The sequence below is a fragment of the Streptomyces capillispiralis genome (assembly GCF_007829875.1).
Taxonomy (GTDB): Bacteria; Actinomycetota; Actinomycetes; order Streptomycetales; family Streptomycetaceae; genus Streptomyces; species Streptomyces capillispiralis.
Map to the genome: position 1 here is coordinate 1,739,011 of NZ_VIWV01000001.1, position 18,336 is coordinate 1,757,346.

The 18,336-nt window shown below is 72.6% G+C and carries 13 protein-coding genes and 1 pseudogene; 11 read left to right on the forward strand and 3 right to left on the reverse strand.

The window, feature by feature from the left end:
• The first annotated feature begins 3 nt into the window (after positions 1 to 3).
• The 8 genes and pseudogenes from FHX78_RS07045 to FHX78_RS07085 all read left to right on the forward strand — a co-directional run bounded on the left by FHX78_RS07045 (position 4) and on the right by FHX78_RS07085 (position 9,283).
• Positions 4 to 1,533 (forward strand): helix-turn-helix domain-containing protein, encoded by a 1,530-nt coding sequence (locus tag FHX78_RS07045; protein ID WP_145866602.1) that lies wholly within the window; start codon positions 4 to 6, stop codon positions 1,531 to 1,533.
• Between the two features lie 135 nt (positions 1,534 to 1,668).
• Positions 1,669 to 2,565, forward strand: coding sequence for an SDR family oxidoreductase (locus tag FHX78_RS07050; RefSeq protein WP_145866603.1), 897 nt, complete (start codon positions 1,669 to 1,671; stop codon positions 2,563 to 2,565).
• Between the two features lie 466 nt (positions 2,566 to 3,031).
• Positions 3,032 to 3,450, forward strand: a pseudogene (locus FHX78_RS07055) (DUF2867 domain-containing protein); the annotation flags it as partial.
• Complete coding sequence (locus tag FHX78_RS07060; protein WP_145866604.1) at positions 3,447 to 4,820, forward strand: cryptochrome/photolyase family protein; 1,374 nt, start codon at positions 3,447 to 3,449, stop codon at positions 4,818 to 4,820. The pseudogene FHX78_RS07055 and the gene FHX78_RS07060, both read left to right, overlap by 4 nt.
• A gap of 13 nt (positions 4,821 to 4,833) precedes the next feature.
• Positions 4,834 to 6,330: a cryptochrome/photolyase family protein gene (locus FHX78_RS07065; protein ID WP_145866605.1), complete on the forward strand. Its 1,497-nt coding sequence runs from the start codon at positions 4,834 to 4,836 to the stop codon at positions 6,328 to 6,330.
• A gap of 767 nt (positions 6,331 to 7,097) precedes the next feature.
• Positions 7,098 to 7,706, forward strand: coding sequence for a sigma-70 family RNA polymerase sigma factor (locus FHX78_RS07075; protein ID WP_145866606.1), 609 nt, complete (start codon positions 7,098 to 7,100; stop codon positions 7,704 to 7,706).
• Between the two features lie 106 nt (positions 7,707 to 7,812).
• Positions 7,813 to 8,649 carry a DUF4397 domain-containing protein gene (locus FHX78_RS07080; RefSeq protein WP_145866607.1) on the forward strand — a complete coding sequence of 279 codons (837 nt, stop codon included), beginning with the start codon at positions 7,813 to 7,815 and terminating at the stop codon, positions 8,647 to 8,649.
• Complete coding sequence (locus FHX78_RS07085) at positions 8,642 to 9,283, forward strand: class F sortase (RefSeq protein WP_229923957.1); 642 nt, start codon at positions 8,642 to 8,644, stop codon at positions 9,281 to 9,283. Before FHX78_RS07080 ends, FHX78_RS07085 begins: the two co-directional genes overlap by 8 nt.
• A 735-nt stretch (positions 9,284 to 10,018) precedes the next feature.
• Here FHX78_RS07085 and lpdA read toward each other — a convergent pair.
• Positions 10,019 to 11,425, reverse strand: coding sequence for a dihydrolipoyl dehydrogenase (lpdA, locus tag FHX78_RS07095; protein WP_145866609.1), 1,407 nt, complete (start codon positions 11,423 to 11,425; stop codon positions 10,019 to 10,021).
• Between the two features lie 277 nt (positions 11,426 to 11,702).
• The gene (locus tag FHX78_RS07100) at positions 11,703 to 12,602 is read right to left on the reverse strand and encodes an SDR family NAD(P)-dependent oxidoreductase (RefSeq protein ID WP_145866610.1); all 900 of its coding nucleotides are present in this window, start codon (positions 12,600 to 12,602) and stop codon (positions 11,703 to 11,705) included.
• Positions 12,603 to 12,708: 106 nt separating this feature from the next.
• Here FHX78_RS07100 and FHX78_RS07105 point away from each other — a divergent pair, with 106 nt between their 5' ends.
• Positions 12,709 to 13,374, forward strand: coding sequence for a TetR/AcrR family transcriptional regulator (locus tag FHX78_RS07105; protein ID WP_145866611.1), 666 nt, complete (start codon positions 12,709 to 12,711; stop codon positions 13,372 to 13,374).
• A gap of 54 nt (positions 13,375 to 13,428) precedes the next feature.
• Here FHX78_RS07105 and FHX78_RS07110 read toward each other — a convergent pair whose 3' ends face one another.
• Positions 13,429 to 14,502, reverse strand: coding sequence for a hypothetical protein (locus FHX78_RS07110; protein WP_145866612.1), 1,074 nt, complete (start codon positions 14,500 to 14,502; stop codon positions 13,429 to 13,431).
• A gap of 181 nt (positions 14,503 to 14,683) precedes the next feature.
• On the opposite strand from FHX78_RS07110, the gene FHX78_RS07115 reads away from it, so the two are divergent.
• Together FHX78_RS07115 and FHX78_RS07120 are read left to right on the forward strand one after the other, a co-directional pair.
• Complete coding sequence (locus FHX78_RS07115) at positions 14,684 to 15,787, forward strand: hypothetical protein (RefSeq protein WP_145866613.1); 1,104 nt, start codon at positions 14,684 to 14,686, stop codon at positions 15,785 to 15,787.
• Between the two features lie 186 nt (positions 15,788 to 15,973).
• Positions 15,974 to 18,208, forward strand: a complete 2,235-nt coding sequence (locus FHX78_RS07120; protein ID WP_145866614.1) for an MMPL family transporter — start codon at positions 15,974 to 15,976, stop codon at positions 18,206 to 18,208.
• Positions 18,209 to 18,336: the final 128 nt, after the last annotated feature.

An 18,336-nucleotide genomic window follows, 5' to 3' on the forward strand; every position in this document is an offset into this window, starting at 1 on the left:
CCCATGGCAGACGACTACCTCGTACGCATCGGCAAGCTCATCCGTGACGCCCGGCAGCACCGCGGCTGGACGCAGACCCAGCTCGCCGAGGCGCTCGGTACCAGCCAGAGCGCCGTCAACCGCATCGAGCGCGGCAACCAGAACATCAGCCTTGAGATGATCGCCCGTATCGGCGAGGCCCTGGACAGTGAGATCGTGTCCCTCGGCTACGCGGGCCCCATGCACCTGCGCGTGGTGGGCGGCCGCCGGCTCTCCGGCGCCATCGATGTGAAGACGAGCAAGAACGCGTGCGTGGCACTGCTGTGCGGCTCGCTGCTCAACAAGGGGCGCACGGTGCTGCGCCGCGTCGCCCGCATCGAGGAGGTCTACCGCCTCCTGGAGGTGCTCAACTCCATCGGCGTACGCACCCGCTGGATCAACGACGGCGTCGACCTGGAGATCGTGCCGCCCGCCGAGCTGAACCTGCCGGCCATCGACGCGGAGGCGGCCCGCCGCACCCGCTCCATCATCATGTTCCTCGGCCCGCTGCTGCACCGCCTGGACCGCTTCATGCTGCCCTACGCCGGCGGCTGCGACCTCGGTACGCGCACCGTCGAGCCGCACATGATCGCGCTGCGCCGGTTCGGCCTGGACATCGCCGCGACGGAGGGCCAGTACCACGCGGTGGTCGACCGTTCCGTCGCCCCCGACCGCCCGATCGTGCTGACCGAACGCGGCGACACCGTCACGGAGAACGCGCTGCTCGCCGCCGCCCGGCACGACGGCACCACCGTCATCCGCAACGCCTCCTCCAACTACATGGTCCAGGACCTGTGCTTCTTCCTGGAGGCCCTGGGCGTCAAGGTCGACGGCATCGGCACCACCACGCTCACCGTGCACGGCGTGCCCACCATCGACGTCGACGTGGACTACTCCCCCTCCGAGGACCCGGTCGAGGCGATGAGCCTGGTGGCCGCCGCCGTGGTGACGGAGTCGGAGCTGACGGTCCGCCGGGTCCCCATCGAGTTCCTGGAGATCGAGCTGGCGGTCCTGGAGGAGATGGGCCTCGACCACGACCGCTCCCCCGAGTACTTCGCCGACAACGGCCGTACGCGCCTGGTGGACCTGACCGTCCGGCCCTCCAAGCTGGAGGCGCCGATCGACAAGATCCACCCGATGCCGTTCCCCGGCCTGAACATCGACAACGTCCCGTTCTTCGCGGCGATCGCGGCCGTGGCCCAGGGCAAGACCCTCATCCACGACTGGGTCTACGACAACCGCGCCATCTACCTGACCGACCTCAACCGCCTCGGCGGCCGCCTCCAGTTGCTCGACCCGCACCGCGTGCTGGTCGAGGGCCCGACCCGCTGGCGCGCCGCCGAGATGATGTGCCCGCCGGCCCTGCGCCCGGCGGTGGTCGTCCTGCTGGCGATGATGGCGGCGGAGGGCACGTCGGTGCTGCGCAACGTGTACGTCATCAACCGCGGTTACGAGGACCTGGCGGAGCGGCTGAACTCGATCGGGGCGCAGATCGAGATCTTCCGGGACATCTGAGGGCTCCGGGAGGGGGTGGCGCAAGCGCCCCCTCCCGGCAGGAGGCCGGCCCGACGGGGAGCGGCCGGCGTGCCCCCCCGGCCGTGAGGCGTCTAGCGTGGGCAGGGCAGGTGCCACCGCGGAAAGGGATCCTCCATGCCGGTCGACCGCAAGCCCCTGCACGGTCGTGTCGCCGTCGTGACCGGGGCCGCCCGCGGCCTCGGGGCGGCGATGGCGGAGGTCCTGGTCGAGCGGGGCGCGCGGGTGGCGCTGCTCGGCCGGGAGGAACGCACGCTGGCCCGGGTCAGGGACTCGCTGCCGGAGGGGACTTCCGCCTGCTGGGAGGCGGATGTCACCGACGACCGCGGCATGTTCCGGGTCGGCGCCGAGATCCGTGCCCGGCTCGGGCCTCCCTCAGTGGTCGTCGCCAACGCGGGGGTGGCGGAGGGCGGTCCGTTCACCGAGTCGGATCCCGCCGTCTGGCGCCGCGTGGTCGAGGTGAACCTCATCGGCAGCGCGATCACAGCGCGCACGTTCCTGCCCGACCTGATCGACACACGCGGTTACCTCCTGCAAGTGGCGTCACTCGCGTCCATCGGTGCGGCACCCATGATGAGCGCCTACTGCGCGTCGAAGGCGGGAGTGGAGTCGTTCGCCCACGCGCTGCGGGCCGAGGTCGCCCACCGCCGGGTGGGCGTGGGAATCGCCTACATCAACTGGACGGACACCGACATGGTGCGCGACGCCGACGAGCACGCGGTGTTGCGGAAACTGCGCGGGCACATGCCGGCTCCGGCGCGCAAGGTGTTCCCTGCCGCGTACGTGGCGGGGCGGCTGGTCGCCGCCGTCGAGCGTCGCCGTGCGTCCGTGTACGTTCCCCGTTGGCTGCGCTCGACCCAGCTCGTGCGGGCCGCGATGCCGCCCGTCGTCACCTGGCTGTCACGGCGTGAACTGCCACGGCTCGCGGCAGCGGAGCCGTTCTCGGCGACGGGACTGCTCGGCGCCGGCGGCCGGGCCGACCAGGCGGCGGACCGCGGTGGTCCGCCGGTCTGAGTGTCCGACCACGCGCCGGCCGCCCGGCCACCACCGAGCGTGAGCCGTGCATCCGTCGTGGCCACCAGGCGTGAAGTATCCGGTGACGAGGTCCGGGGCCGGCCCCGAAGCCGGCCGGTGACCGCCCAGCGCGTCCCGGGCATCCGTACTCCGGTGGGCCGACCGGCGCGTAGGCCCGTACCGCGCGTACGCCCGTACCGCCGGTCCTGGAGGCCGGGCGGCCGGCGGTCCTGCGGGACAGCGGGATGGCGCAATGGCGGGTGCCCGGGGCGATCGGGTCGCGGGCGGCTGCGGCCGCACCCGTGCCGTCCCGCGGTGATCCGGCCGAACCCGGCGGAGCCGGGTGGTTCCCGGTGCCGGCCGGCCGCCTCGCCACGACGGGCGCGGTGACGCCGTGGGCCCCATGATCGGCGGTGGGACAGCGTGCGGAGGAGCGAGCCGGAGAGGCAGGGCCGTGGCGACGAGTGGAGAGCGGGGCGCGGAGCGCCTGTGCGTCGGTGACCCACTGGACCTCTGGCGCGTCAGGAGGATCGAGCCGCTACGGCTGCCGCGGCTGCGGGCCGAGACGCGGCAGCCTGGACCGGCCCGGCCGGAGGGGTACGTCGAGACGGACGCGGGAGGCCGTACCCGCTACCGGCAGCGGGTCCTGTCCCCTCCGCGGGGCCTGCCGGGCCACGCCTACTGGTGGGCCGTCCCCCCTTGCACGCCGTCGTCTCCGGCGGCCCGGCCCGCAACATCACCCGGGCGGCCGCCAAGGGCATGGCCGCCCGCGGGAATGAGCGGCGCCCTCGACGCGTCCGGCGTCGGCGTCGGCGACGGAGCGTGGAGCGCTGGGCACCCGTTCACGTACCACCGCGTACCACTGCGACAGGAGTGACACCATGACCGTCGCGGTCGTCCTGTTCACGTCGGACCTGCGTCTGCACGACCATCCTCCACTGCGCGCCGCGCTCCGAGCGGCGGACGAGGTGGTTCCGCTGTTCGTGCTGGATCCCGGCATCCACGCGGCAGGCTTCGACGCACCCAACCGGAAGGCCTTCCTCGCCGACTGCCTGAACGACCTCGACGCCTCGCTGCGACGCCGCGGTGGCCGGCTCCTGATCCGGAACGGGCCGGTCGTCCGTGAGGTCCGCTCCGTCACCGCCGAGTACCGGGCCACGGAGGTGCACATCGCCGCGGGCGTCACCGCGTACGCCCACCACCGTGAGGAGCGGCTGCGCGCGGGACTCGGCGGCAGTGGTGTGGCACTGCGCGTGCACGACGCGGTGATCACCGCTGTGGCTCCGGGGGCGGTGACCCCCTCCGGCTCCGACCACTTCGCCGTGTTCACCCCGTACTTCCGCCGCTGGTCGCAGGAGTCGCTGAGGAAGCCCCTCGCCGCGCCGCGAACCGTGCGGGTCCCCGACGGGATGCGCGGCGAGCCGCTGCCGGACCGGGCGAAGGTGGCCGGCGCCTCGCCCGGTCTGCCGGCCGGAGGGGAGTCGTCCGGGCGCGACCGGTTCTCGCGTTGGTCGCGATCCGGACTGTCCTGCTACGCGGACCGGCACGACGACCTGGCGGGTGACGCCACGTCCAGGCTGTCGCCGTACCTCCACTTCGGAGCGCTGTCACCGGTGGAGCTGGTCGACCGGGCCCGGGAACACGGCGGGCCGGGCGCGGACGCGTTCGTACGCCAGGTGTGCTGGCGGGACTTCCACCACCAGGTGCTGGCGGCGCGGCCCGAGGCGTCCACGGAGGACTACCGCACCCGCCACGACCGGTGGCGGAAGGAGGACGACGCCGTGGAGGACATCGCCGCGTGGCGGGACGGGCGTACGGGATACCCGGTCGTCGACGCGGCCATGCGCCAGCTGCGTCACGAGGGCTGGATGCACAACCGCGCGCGGCTGCTGGTGGCGAGTTTCCTGACCAAGACGCTGTACGTGGACTGGCGGATCGGCGCCCGGCATTTCCTCGACCTCCTCGTGGACGGCGACATCGTCAACAACCAGCTGAACTGGCAGTGGGTCGCCGGGACCGGCACCGACACCCGTCCCCACCGCGTCCTCAACCCCCTCGTCCAGGCCAAACGCTTCGACCCGGACGGCACCTACGTCCGCCGTTGGGTCGCCGAACTCCGCGACGTGGACGGCGCGAGGGTGCACGAGCCCTGGCGCCTGCCGGCGGACCAACGCGACGCACTCGACTATCCGGAACCGGTCATCGACCTCGCCGACGGGCTCGCGCGCTTCCAGCACGCCCGCGGCCGCGACTGAGGAGACGTCTGTCGTGCACTGGCTCTTCGGCGACCAGCTCGGCCCCCACTTCCTCACCGCGGACGAACACGGGCCCGGGAGCGACACGCCCGTGCTCATGATCGAGGCCCGCTCCGTGTTCCGACGGCGCCGGTTCCACCGGGCCAAGGCCCATCTCGTGCTGTCCGCGATGCGTCACCGCGCGACCGAGCTGGGCGACCGCGTCGCCTACGTGCGGGCCGAGACCTACCGCGACGGCCTCGACCGGGCGGCACGCGGGCGCCCGGTCGGTGTCCACCACCCCACCTCGCACGCGGCGCTCCGCCTGGTGCGGGCCCTCCCGCGGGTGACGGTGGGGCCCGCACGGGGCTTCCTCGTGCCGATGGCCGACTTCGCCGCGTGGGCGGACGGCCACGGCGGGAAGCGGCTGCGGCAGGAGGACTTCTACCACTGGGTCCGTCGCGGGCACGACCTGCTCATGGACGGCGGTCGACCGGCGGGAGACCGGTGGAACCTCGACCACGACAACCGGGAGCCCCCGCCCCGCGACACCGCCTCCCTCGCGATCGGCCGTCCGTACCGGCCGCGCGAGGACGACATCGACGAAGAGGTCCGTCACGACCTCGACCGCTGGGAACGCGACGGGGACGTCTCCTTCGTCGGACGGGACGGGCCCCGCCTGTTCCCCGCGACCCGGGCGGAGGCGCGGCGAGCCCTGCGCCGCTTCGTCGAGCACCGGCTCGCCACGTTCGGACCGTACGAGGACGCGATGCTGGCCGCCGACCCGGTCATGAGCCACAGCCTGCTCTCCTCCTCGCTCAACCTCGGTCTGCTCGATCCCGCCGAATGCGTCGAGGAGGCGGAGAGGGCGTGGCGCGCGGGGCGGGCACCCCTCAACAGCGTGGAGGGTTTCGTGCGGCAGATCGCCGGCTGGCGCGAGTACGTCTGGCAGCTGTACTGGTACTTCGGAGAGGATTACCGGCGCTCCAACGAGCTGCGGCACACCGCACCCCTGCCCGACTGGTGGAACGACCTGGACGCGGATGCCGTCCGGGCCAACTGCCTGCGCACGGTCCTGGCCCAGGTGCGCGACACGGGATGGACGCATCACATCCCCCGGCTGATGATCCTCGGCAGCCACGCCCTCCAGCGGGGCTGGGACCCCGCAGCCGTCACGGACTGGTTCCACCGCTGCTTCGTGGACGGCTACGACTGGGTCATGCTCCCCAACGTCCTCGGCATGTCCCAGTACGCCGACGGCGGACGCATGACGACCAAGCCCTACACCTCGGGCGGCGCCTACATCAACCGCATGAGCGACCTGTGCGGCCCCTGCGCCTACCGGCCGGGCGACCGGACCGGGGAGCGCGCGTGCCCGTACACCGCAGGCTACTGGGCCTTCCTCGACCGGCACCGGGAGCGGCTGGCCGGCAACCAGCGCACCGCCCGTCCGGTGCGGCAACTCGACCGGCTCACCGACCTCGCGGACGTCCGCGAACAGGAACGCAAGCGGGGCGACACACCGCCGTAGTCACACCCAGGTCGGCCACTGAGGTGACGTACGTCCGGTGAGCGGCGGGCCCGTGCCGGTGCCGGAGCGTGGCGCGCGAGCGCCCGCCGACCGGCGAGGCGGTCGTGGCCACCGGTCCGGCGGACCACGTCCTCCGGCCTCTCGGGCGCCTGGACCGCGTACCGGCGGACGGCACCGCGTCACGAGGACACCGACGGCTCCGGAGCGGTGACCGCCTCGGCACGTCCTGACGGACGCGCGAGACCGGCCACCGACTGCCCCGCCCGGCCGGGGGCTCGACCTCGGCGTACTGCTCGCCCGCGGTCTCCCCCTCTTGTTGCGGCCGACGACCTGAAGCGTCGGCACGATCACCTCCGTCCAGCCGGCGACCAGTCCGTGGTCGGCGAGCACGGCGAGCAGCAGCTCTTCCGACGCGGCGGCGTCCCAGTGCACGGCGCACGGACGGTTCCCCTCGCGGTCCTGCCGTACGCGTGCGGACCGCGGGGGGAGCCACCTCCGGACGCCGAGCCGCCTCGCCGGTGGTCTCTGCCCGCCGCCGCGCGGCCGCTGTCGCCGACTCGGTCCTCATCGCTTTCCCTCCGCGTGCTCACGCCTCCGAGGTACGACGCACAAACGACGCATGTTGTCTGCGTCGTTTGTGCGTCCAACACTGAAGGCACGCGCACGGCGGCGACCCGAGCCGCACCGGCGGACTCGCCGTGCGGGGACGGACGGCCGTCCGTCCCCGCACGGCGCACGGCGCACGGCGCACGGCAGGAGGAACGGCCATGAACACACACCCGCGTCCGACCACCGCCCTCGTCCCGCCCGTGGAGGAGACGCGGTACGAGGAGGAACTGGCCCGCGGCCTCGTCGCCGCGGACGAGGCCGCGTTCGCGGCCATCTACCGGCGCTGGGGCTCATTGGTGCACACCATGGCCACCCGGTCCCTCGGCGACACGGATGAGGCCGAGGACGTCACCCAGCAGGTGTTCATCGGCGCCTGGCGCGGGCGGCACGGCTTCCGGCCCGAGCGGGGCGCGCTCGGCGCCTGGCTGGTCGGCATCACGCGACGCAAGATCGTCGACGCGCTGGCGGCCAGGGGGCGGCGGCTGGCGCTGGCCGAATCGGCCGCGCGGGACGCCGCGCCCGCCCGGCTCGTCCGGCCGGCACCGGACGGGGTGCTCGACCGCGTGCTGCTCGTCGAGGCCCTGTCCCGATTGCCGCGCGCTCAGCGCGAGGTGCTGTGCATGGCCTTCTTCGAGGACCTGACGCAGGTCCAGATAGCGGAACGCACCGGAGTGCCGCTGGGCACGGTCAAGAGCCACACCCGTCGGGGCCTGCATCGGCTGCGTGCGTGCGTCGACCAGGGCGACGCACACGGCATCGACGAGTGACCGCGTCGAAGAAGTGCCGCCCCGGCGCATCCACGTCGCCGCCCACCCGCGAAACACGCGTGAGACTCCGCGGCAGGCGGAGACTCCTCACGAAGGGATGATCCCCATGACTTCCCGGACCACCATCGCCGTCGCCGCTTCCGCCGGGGCCTGCGCCCTGGCCCTCGGCCTGACCGCACCCGCCATGGCGGCCCCCGCACAGGCGCGGGACAAAGCCATGGTGTCCGTCTTCCACGGCATCCCCGGAATGACGGTCGACGTCTACGCCAACGGCGACGAACTGCTCAGCGACTTCGAGCCCGGCACGGTGACCGACCCGCAGTCCCTCGACGCGGGAACCTACGACATCCAGATCTTCGAAGCGGGCCGGGGCCCCGAGGGCACACCCGCCCTGGAGAAGCGGGTGAAGGTACCCGAAGGCGGCAACGCCACGGTCGCCGCCCACCTCTCCGCCGACGGCGAACCCCGGCTGGCGACGTTCACCGACGATGTCTCGACGGTGGACACCGGCCAGGCCCGCCTGACCGTCCGCCATGTCGCGGCCGCACCCGCCGTGGACGTCCGCGCCGGCGGTCAGCCCGTCTTCACCGACCTGACGAACCCCGACGAGGACACCGCGGCCGTCGACGCGGGGACCGTGAACGCGGACGTCGTCCTCGCCGGCACGGACACCGTGGCCATCGGACCGGCCGAACTCGACCTCAAGGAGGGCACGAGCAACGTCGTCTACGCCTGGGGCAGCGCCGAGGACAAGAATCTGGCCCTGGCCACCCAGGCGTTCAGCGGCATGGAGACGACGCCCAACGCGGTGCACGCCGGCGGCAGCGGTGCCGCCGTCACACCGAACTCCCCCGACCAGTGGCTCGCGTGGGCCGCAGCGGCCGGAGCGATCACGCTGACGGGCGCCATGGTGGCCCGCCAGGTCGCCGGCCGGCGTGGCTGACGCCACACGGGCGCTGACCGGGCTGACGATGGTGGCTGCCGCTCTGGCAGCCGCCCTCGCCGTTTCGGGGGAGCCGTCGGAGCAGGCACCCGCACCTCCCGGCTTCGGGACCGCGCCCGCGCGGCAGCAGCCGGCGACGGCCCGGTCGCCCAGCGGTGCGCAGTCACCGACCGACACCGCCGCCCTCGCGCCGCCCGAGCGTGTTCAGGTCCGCGACGTGGGTCTCGACGCGCGTGTACGACCGGTCGGCGTGACCGAACAGGGAGCCATGACCGTCCCCGAGGATCCCTCCGTGGCCGGGTGGTACCGCTACGGCCCGGCGCCTGGCAGCCCCGAAGGGTCGGCCGTACTCGTCGGACACGTGGACGGCGAGACGGGCGCCCTCGGTGAGTTCGCCGCACTCTACGACGTGAGGCGCGGCGATCGCGTCGAGGTCCGGCGAGCGGAGGCCGCGCCGGTCGTCTACCGCGTCGTCTCGCGCGCCACCGCGCCCAAGGACGAGCTGCCGCCTGCGGTGTTCCGCCGAACGGGCGACCCGGTCCTCACGCTGATCACTTGTGCGCCGCCGTTCGAACCCGCGCGCGGAGGCTACCTGGCCAACCTCGTCGTCACGGCGGAGCCGGTGCGCGAGTGACGGCGTCGCCTCACGCGCGACGGGCTCGTGCACACCGGGACGAGGAAGCCCGAGACACGGGAGAGCGCAGTGAGCCACGTGGAGTCGTCTCACCTGATGGAACTGGCACTCGGTCACGCGCAGGGCGACGAGGACGCCGACGCCCTGCGGCACATCGTGTGGTGTCCGCGCTGTCGCCGTGAACTGGCGCAGATGACCCGTGTGGTGGCTGCCGCGCGCGGTGCGCGGGTGGCGGACCTGCCGGCGGCGCCGCCCGAGCGTGTGTGGCGGCGCGTCGCGCGGGACGTTCTGCGGGAGGCCGACATCCCGCATCCCGGAAGGCACCCGTCCCACCGGTCTCCCGCTCGGGGTACCTCCGTGGTACGGGGCGTGCGGCCGGCCGGCGCCGGTGCGCGCGGGGGGCTCCTCGCACTCGCTCTGGCGGCCGGCGCCCTGCTTGTCCGTCGGCTGCGGGGCAGGGCCGGTCGCGGGCCTGACCGGCGGCGCCGGCCTGCGTGGTGGCGCCGCGCGTGCTGAGCCTGCCGCCGCTGGACGGATCCGGCTCAGTCGTCACCGTCCATTTCCGTGGCCCGGGTGAAGGTGCGACCTCCGCGAGAGGGTGGGGTGACCGCCCCTGTCCCGCCCGCGCCACACCCCCGGGGACGGCTGGACGGGGGTCAGCCACGGGTGCGGGGCGGGGCTCTCGGCGGCCGAGTGGGTGCCGTCGGGGAAGGGGCTGGTCACCCTGGACTCATGTCACATGTTGATCATGTGTCCGGCCAGGCCGTGCACCGCTTCCTTGACCGCTTCGCCCAGGGTCGGGTGGGCGTGGATGTTGCGGGCGACCTCGTGGACGGTGAGGTCCCACTGCTGGGCCAGGGTCAGCTCGGGCAGCAGCTCGGTGACCTCGGGGCCGATGAGGTGGGCGCCGAGGATCTCGCCGTACCGCTTGTCGCTGATCACCTTGACGAAGCCGCCGGGCTCGGCCAGGCCGTGCGCCTTGCCGTTGGCCGTGAACGGGAACTTGGCCACGTCGATGTCGTGGCCCGCCTGACGGGCCTGCTCCTCGGTGTGGCCGAAGCTGGCGATCTGCGGCTGGCAGTAGGTGGCGCGGGGCACCATCCGGAAGTCGATCTCCATCGTCTCGGCACCGGCGATGGTCTCGGCGGCGACGATGCCCATGGCCTCGGCGGCGTGCGCGAGCATCAGCTTGGCCGTCACGTCGCCGATGGCGTAGAGGTGCGGGACGCTGGTGCGGCCCCGCCCGTCGACGTCGATCGCGCCGCGCTCGGTGAGCCGTACGCCGGTGGTCTCCAGGCCGTACCCGGTGACGCGCGGGGTGAAGCCGACGGCCTGCATGACCCTGGCCGCCTCCAGCGTCCGCCGGGTGCCGTCCTGGGTGACGGTCACCCGCACGGGGGCCGCCGGATCGGTGTCGTCGATGGCTTCCACCCGGGTGGAGGTGAGCACCTCGATGCCGAGCTTGCGGTAGTTCTTGGCGAGTTCCTTGGAGACGTCGGCGTCCTCCAGGGGGACGATCCGGTCGGCGAACTCGACGAGGGTCACCTTGACGCCGTAGTTGTGCAGTACGTAGGCGAATTCGACGCCGATGGCGCCGGCGCCCGCGATGACGATGCTCTCCGGCAGTTCCTCGGCGAGGATCTGCTCCTCGTACGTGACGACGCGGTCGCTCAGCTCGGTACCGGGCAGCAGCCGGGTGGTGGCACCGGTGGCGATCACGCAGTGGTCGAAGGTGATCGTCTCGGTGCCGCCGTCACCGAGGGCGACGTGCAGGGTGTGCGCGTCGGTAAAGGTGCCCCGCCCGTCGTACTCGGTGATGCCGTTCTTGCGCATCAGGTAGTGGACGCCGGAGACGCGCCCGTCGGCGACCTTGCGGCTGCGCTTGTACGCGGCGCCGTAGTCGAAGGTGACGGCGCCCTCGGCCCGGATGCCGAACGTGCTCGCCTGGGTCGTGACGATGTGCGCCAGTTCCGCGTTGCGCAGCAGCGCCTTGGACGGGATGCAGCCCACGTTGAGGCAGACACCGCCCCAGTACTTCTCCTCCACCACCGCGACGCTCAGACCCAGTTGGGCACAGCGGACCGCAGTCGTGTAACCGCCCGGGCCGGCCCCCAGGACGACGACGGCAAAGTGCTTGCTCATGGCCCTCTCTCTCCTCTTCGGCGTTCCCCGCCGATTGTTCACCGCCCGCCGGAGCCACCCCACCATTACTCACAGGGTGTGACGGTCCTTACACCGGGACGGCGTCCCTGCCCTCGGCCGGGGATCCTCTCGAATCGGGAACCGCTCGTGCACCACGATGACCACCGGTGGGCCGGCCCGGAGGCGCCTTTCGACGACGGGGCCCGGTCGTACAGCTCGGCGCGGACCGCGATGAGTAGGCACGCGGTTGCCCCTCCGCTGCGGAGTCACCGCTTCGTCACACGGGGAACGTCACGCCGGTGAGTTCCTCGGAGACGGTCCACAGGCGCCGCTGAGCGGCCTGGTCGTGGGAGTCGGCGCTGGAACTGACCTGCTTCGGGTAGCCCCGGATCTCACCCCGGTTGCCGGGGCCGTAGTACTGGCCGCCGCGGACCGCCGGATCGGTGGCGGCGCGCAGGGTGGGCAGGGCGCCCATCTCGGCCTTCTGGGTGAGCAGCGGCGCGAGCCAGGTGACGGGTACGCGCAGCGCGGCGGGCGTGTTGCGGGCGAGTTCGGTGTTGGACACGCCGGGATGGGCGGCCACCGCGGCCGTGGTGCCGTGTGCTTCGAGCCGGCGCTGCAGTTCGTACGTGAACATCAGGTTGGCGAGTTTGGACTGGCCGTAGGCGGCGACGCGGCTGTACGAGCGCTCCCACTGGAGGTCGTCGAAGTGGAGGGCGGCCCGGATGCGGTGACCGGTGCTGCTGACCGTCACGACGCGGGAGCCGGGGACGGGCAGGAGCCGGTCCAGGAGCAGGCCGGTGAGGGCGAAGTGGCCGAGGTGATTGGTGCCGAACTGCAGCTCGAAGCCGTCGGCGGTGGTCTGCTTCGGGGTGTACATCACGCCCGCGTTGTTGATCAGGAGGTCGATGCGCGGGTGGGCGGCGCGCAGGTCGTCCGCCGCGGACCGGACCGAGTCCAGGGAGGTCAGGTCGAGGGCCTGGACCGTGACGTCGCCGGTGATGCGGGCGGCCGCCTGCTTGCCCTTCTCGATGTCGCGGACGGCCAGGACCACCGCCGCCCCGCGCGCCGCGAGCATCCGGGCGGTCTCGAAGCCCAGTCCGGTGTTGGCGCCGGTCACGATCGCCACCCGGCCGTGCTGATCGGGGATGTGCCGCTCGGTCCAGTTCTCACTCATGATGTTGTCCCGCCCCTTAAAGAACCATCGGTCTGTTACGAGCCCAACGTAAAAGACCGGCGGTCTAATGTCAACAGACCGTCGGTCTTTAAGTTAGGGTGAGGGCGTGACATTTCAGCGGGCGAGAAACGAGGAGCAACGGGAGATCCGCCGCCGGGCGATCCTGGACACGGCGGCGGCGATGCTCGACGAGATGCCCGTGGCCGAGGTGAGCCTCAACGAGCTCAGCCGGCGGGTGGGCCTGGCCAAGTCGAACGTCCTGCGGTACTTCGAGTCGCGCGAGGCCGTGCTGCTCGAACTGCTGGACGCCTTCCTGGAGAGCTGGCTCACCGAGCTGGCGGACGAACTGGCCGCGGGCGTCGAGGCGCAGGCGGCGCCGGACGTGCGGGCGGGGCAGCTGGCCGAGGTCCTCAGCCGGTCACTGGCGGAGCGGGTGGTGCTCTGCGACCTCTTCGGCGCGCAGGGCGGCGTCCTCGAACACAACGTCTCCGTCGAGGTGGCCAAGCGGCACAAGCGGTCCTCGCACGCCCGGCTCGCGACCATGACCGAGCTGGTGCGCCGCCACGTGCCCGAACTCGGCGACGGCGCCCAGATGTTCTGCCTGATGGGCCTCGTCTCGGCGGGCGCCCTGTCGGCGTACGTCCCGCCGCCGCCCAGCCTCCTCGCCGCCTACGAGGAGGAGCCCGCCCTCGGCGTGCTCCACCTGGAGCTGCGCGACGCCCTGCGGATCTCCCTCACCTCGACGCTCCTGGGCGTGCTGCCGCGCACCTGACGTGCTCCCCGAACCGCGCGGCCCCCGACTTCCCCGCGGGGCGGGCCCGGCCGTTCATTGGATCAGGTCGGTGTGCGGATGCTCGGGGGAGGCCGGGCAGACGTAGAGCTGCATGTTGTCCGTGCTGCCCACTTCGACCCTCGTCGGCTGCGTGGGGAAGTGTCCGGCGCGGCGACCGGAGGCGTGGGCGTCGGCCCGGTCCTCGTACGGCGCCCAGCCGCGCGTACCACTGTCCCATTCGAAGGAGGCGATGGTCAGCAGGGGGACCATCCGGGCGTCACAGACAGCGCAGTACCGGCGGTACGGGTCGGTGCGGCCCCACGGGGGCCAGCCGCCGACCTTCCAGCCGGGAGCATCGGCCAGATTGCCGTCGTAGAACTCCGCAGGACAGTCCGCGTACGAGCCGTCCACGTCCGCACCGGCCGCCTGCCATCTGCTCCAGTCCCCCACCGCCTGCCTCAACGCCGGGTCCAGGTCGAGGCTGTTGGGATACTCGGTGATCGCCTCCGGTGCCAGCAGACACGCCTGAGGCACATAGCCGGGGTAGTTGGCCTCGTACGGTTCCGGTGGCGTGGCGAGGACATCGACGACCGAGGCGGCGGACCGCCAGAACACCGCGGTCGAGGGCTTCCAGTCCGGCTCGTGGTCGTAGGGACACCAGAGGACCTGGAGCAGATCGGCCTCTCCCGGCGGTCGCAACAGGGGTACGTCGCGCACGTACAGCTGAGCCACGGGCAACAGGGGGACCGGGCACTCCGCGGGCCGGGGAGGACCGGCGTCCATGCGCTCCGCGAGCCTCGCGACAGCCTGTTCCATGGCCGCCTCCTCCTCGGGCCCGAACGAGGGAGCATGGGGGTCCTTCCGCGACCGGGCCATCCTGCGCCTGTCGAGCCGCACTTCCGCCGGCGACTGGCGAAATCCGCTGTCACCATGCAGGTGCGCGTCCTCGCAGTGCGGCCACGGCTCCCCGGCCGGCCACAGCAACGGCCCTCCGACCGAGCTGTCCCCGACCGAGGGCGCCCCGGGACGGGGGTGCAGCCGGATCGCGGGACGCGCCAGCGGAGCCAGCTCGGGGAAGACCGCGGTCACCTCGACGGGCCGCGGCGGAGTCGTACGGACGAGAACCATGCCGGTGATCCTGTCACCAGCCACTGACATTCCCCCGCCTCGATCGGCGTCACCGCTCAACCGGCCGCGACGCCCGCCCACCGCACCCCGGCCGATCAGAGGCGATGCGGGAAACGCCGTCCGTGTCTCCGTGCAACCTTTCGCCCCCTTGGTCGGTCTCTTCAGCGACCACCCTGGTCGCATGCACGAGGAGACCGTCATTTCCGCCATACGCAAAACCCTCACCGCCACCGCCGTCGTCACCGCGGTCCTGGCAGGCTCCGCCGCCTGCGGCACCGTGGAGAACCTGTCCGCCGGACAGAAGCTCGACCGGGCCTTCGAACAGCTCGGGAAGGAGAAGTCGCTCTCCTTCGAACTGGACCTGGACACCGACGCCGCGTCGCTGAAGGCGATGGACGACTCGGCGGAGTCCGACGACAAGATGACCGACGAGGTCGCCGAGCTGCTCAGCAGCGCCCGGATCTCCTTCTCCGTACAGTCGAAGAAGCCGCTCGAGAAGTCGGGCGAGGACGACTTCAGCGCCATGGCGATGAAGTTCAGCGGCCCCGACGGCGATCTGGTCGAGTACCGGGTGATCGGCGACTACACCTACGTCCGCGCCGACGCGGAGGCGATCGGGCAGATGATGGGCGCCCCGCTGCCGCCGGCCGAGGAACTGCCCGAGAGCGCCGAGGCGTTCAAGAAGTTCCTGGACGGCGAGTGGCTCAAGGTCTCGACGAAGGAGCTGGAGGAGACCGGCGGCGGCATGGCGGGGGCGCCCGGGGGCGAGGAGCCCGCCGCGGAGCCCACGCTCGACGCCAAGACGCAGAAGAAGATCACCAAGGCGCTGCGGCAGGTCATCGCCCAGGAGGTCGACTTCAAGACCTCCGGCGGTTCCGACGGCACCGAGCACATCGAGGCCACGGCGCCCTTCCGCACCCTGCTGACCGAGCTGTTCGACGAGCTCCGGCCGCTGTCGGACGAACTGCCCGCCGGAGCCGAGATGCCGACGGCCAAGGACTTCAAGGACGCCCCGAACGAGAAGGTCACGGCCGACTTCACGCTGAAGAACGGTGACCTGACCGAGGTGTCCGTGGACCTGGCCAAGCTCGCGGAGAACGCGAAGGTCAAGAAGTTCGCGCTGGTGCTGCGCATGGGCAAGGGCGAGAAGGTCACGGCTCCGGCCGGTGCGAACGAGGTGCGGATCGACGAGCTCATGGAGGGCTTCCTCGGCGGCGCCCCGGACGAGGCGTTCCTGGACGACGCCCCCGTGGACGTGGCTCCCCTGGAGGATCCGCAGGTCTGACGCCGGCGGGGACGCTCCCCCGGCCATCCCGCACCCGACCGCGCGCCGTCATCCCTGAGGAGGAGGCGGCGCGCCCGTCTGGTGCGAGCGCACCAGGGGAAGTGCCGGTAGGCGCACGACGCCGTGCGGGACAGCGCCCGCGAGTCTGGGAAGGCAACCGAGATCGAATGCGGAGACCCCAGACACGTGGCTACCTTCCTGTATCGCATCGGCCGTGGCGCCTTCCGGCGCCGCTGGCTCGTCGTACTGCTGTGGGCGGTGATCCTCGGCGCCGCCGGGGCCGGCGCGGCCAAGGCGCCCGCCGCCGGTGACGACGGCACCTCCTTCATGCCCGGCATCGAGGCGCAGAAGGCCTTCGACCTGATCGGCGAGCGGTTCCCGGGGCCGGACGCCGACGGCGCCGACGCGCGGGTCGTGTTCATCGCCCCCGGCGGGGAGAAGGTGACGGCCGCCGAGCACCGCGCCGCCATCGAGGAGTTCGTCGCGGAGGCCGGCGCGGGACCCCGGGTGGCCGGCACGGTGGACCCGTTCGCGGCGCGCGCGGTGAGCGAGGACGCCTCCACGGCGTACGCCACCGTCACCTTCGAGGTCGCGGCCGGTGACCTCACCGACGCCGACCGGGACGCCCTGGAGCGGGCCGTCGACGAGGTCCGGGACACGGGCCTCACGGTCGAGGTGGGCGGCAGCGCGCTCTCCTCGCAGCCGGCCGCCGGAGGCGCGGCCGAGGCCATCGGCATCGGGCTGGCCGCCGTCGTCCTGCTGATCACGTTCGGCTCGCTCGCGGCGGCCGGGCTGCCGCTGCTCACCGCCGTGATCGGGGTCGGGATCAGCATGGGGGCGATCCTCGCCCTCGGCAGCACCCTCGGCCTGTCCATGACCACCGGCACGCTCGCCTCGATGCTCGGTCTCGCGGTCGGCATCGACTACGCCCTGTTCGTGGTGTCCCGCTACCGGGAGGAGCGGGCGAACGGGCACGCGCCGCGGGAGGCGGCGGGACTCGCGGCCGGGACGGCCGGTTCCGCCGTGGTCTTCGCCGGTCTCACGGTCGTCATCGCGCTGGCCGGGCTGTCGGTGGTGGGCGTACCGATGCTGACGAAGATGGGCCTGTGCGCGGCGGGCGCGGTCGTGGTCGGCGTCCTGGTGGCGCTGACGCTGGTGCCCGCCCTGCTCGGGATGTGGCCGGACGCCGTCCTGTCCCGCACGGCGCGCGGGCGCGGCGCGGCCGCCGCCCGGCGCACCTCCGCCGCCGGCAACGGCGGCACCCGCTGGGCCCGGTTCGTGCTGCGCCGCCCCGTCGCGGTGCTGCTGGCCTGTGTCGCCGGGCTGGGCGTGCTCGCCCTGCCCGCCGCCGACCTGGAGATGGGCATGCCGGGTGCCGAGGCCAAACCGGTCTCGACGACGGAGCGCCGCGCCTACGACGCGCTCGCCGACGGCTTCGGCCCGGGCTTCAACGGTCCGCTGACGATCGTCGCCGACGTCCGGGACGCGGCCGATCCGCGGGCGGCCGCGACGGCCATCGCCGAGGGGATCCGGGGCACGGACGGTGTCGTGTCCGTCTCCCCGCCGCGGTTCAACGAGGCCGGTGACACCGCGCTGTTCTCGGCGGTCCCGGCCACCGCGCCGAACGACGGGACGACCGAGCGGCTCGTGCGGACCATCCGGGCGGAGCGTCCCGGTGTGGAGAGCGGGACGGGCGCGACCTTCGAGGTCACCGGCAGCACGGCGATGAACATCGACGTCGCCCAGGCCCTCCAGGACGCCCTGGTGCCCTACCTGGCCGTCGTCGTGCTGTTCTCGCTCGTGCTGCTGATGGTGGTCTTCCGGTCGGTGCTGGTGCCGGTCAAGGCCGCCCTCGGGTTCCTGCTGTCGGTGCTGGCGTCGCTCGGTGCGGTCGTGGCGGTGTTCCAGTGGGGCTGGGGCGCCGGGCTGCTGGGCGTCGAGCAGACCGGGCCCGTCATGAGCCTGATGCCGGTCTTCCTGGTGGGCATCGTCTTCGGCCTGGCCATGGACTACGAGGTCTTCCTGGTCTCCCGCATGCGGGAGGCGTACGTGCACGGCGAACGGCCGGCGCAGGCGGTCGTGAGCGGCTTCCGGCACAGCGCCCGGGTGGTCGCCGCCGCCGCGGTGATCATGATCGCGGTGTTCTCCGGGTTCGTGGGCTCCGGCGAGTCCATGATCAAGACCATCGGTTTCGGGCTCGCCGTCGCCGTGCTGTTCGACGCGTTCGTCGTCCGCATGGCCCTGGTGCCGGCCGTCCTCGCTCTGCTCGGGGACAGGGCGTGGTGGCTGCCCCGCCGGCTCGACGCGCTCCTGCCCCGCGTCGACATCGAGGGTGCCGGGCTCACCATGCGGCCCGTGCCGGGGGCGGCGGACGGCGACCGGCACGCGGGGGAACCGGCCGGGGAGCCGGCCCGTACCTGATCCGATGCTGTTCCGTACGTGATCCGTACGTGATCGGAACTGATCCGCTGCTGTTCCCGGCGGGCCGCGGAACCGTGTCCCCCGGTTCCGCGGCCCCCGTCTGTCACGATGTCCTTCCGCGCCCGACC

Coding starts and splice junctions, on each gene's coding strand:
- FHX78_RS07080 (WP_145866607.1), top strand. CDS start 7,813: ATGACTTCCCGGACCACCATCGCCGTCGCCGCTTCCGCCGGGGCCTGC.
- FHX78_RS07050 (WP_145866603.1), top strand. CDS start 1,669: ATGCCGGTCGACCGCAAGCCCCTGCACGGTCGTGTCGCCGTCGTGACC.
- lpdA (WP_145866609.1), bottom strand. CDS start 11,425: ATGAGCAAGCACTTTGCCGTCGTCGTCCTGGGGGCCGGCCCGGGCGGT.
- FHX78_RS07045 (WP_145866602.1), top strand. CDS start 4: ATGGCAGACGACTACCTCGTACGCATCGGCAAGCTCATCCGTGACGCC.
- FHX78_RS07060 (WP_145866604.1), top strand. CDS start 3,447: ATGACCGTCGCGGTCGTCCTGTTCACGTCGGACCTGCGTCTGCACGAC.
- FHX78_RS07075 (WP_145866606.1), top strand. CDS start 7,098: ATGAACACACACCCGCGTCCGACCACCGCCCTCGTCCCGCCCGTGGAG.
- FHX78_RS07110 (WP_145866612.1), bottom strand. CDS start 14,502: ATGGTTCTCGTCCGTACGACTCCGCCGCGGCCCGTCGAGGTGACCGCG.
- FHX78_RS07100 (WP_145866610.1), bottom strand. CDS start 12,602: ATGAGTGAGAACTGGACCGAGCGGCACATCCCCGATCAGCACGGCCGG.
- FHX78_RS07115 (WP_145866613.1), top strand. CDS start 14,684: ATGCACGAGGAGACCGTCATTTCCGCCATACGCAAAACCCTCACCGCC.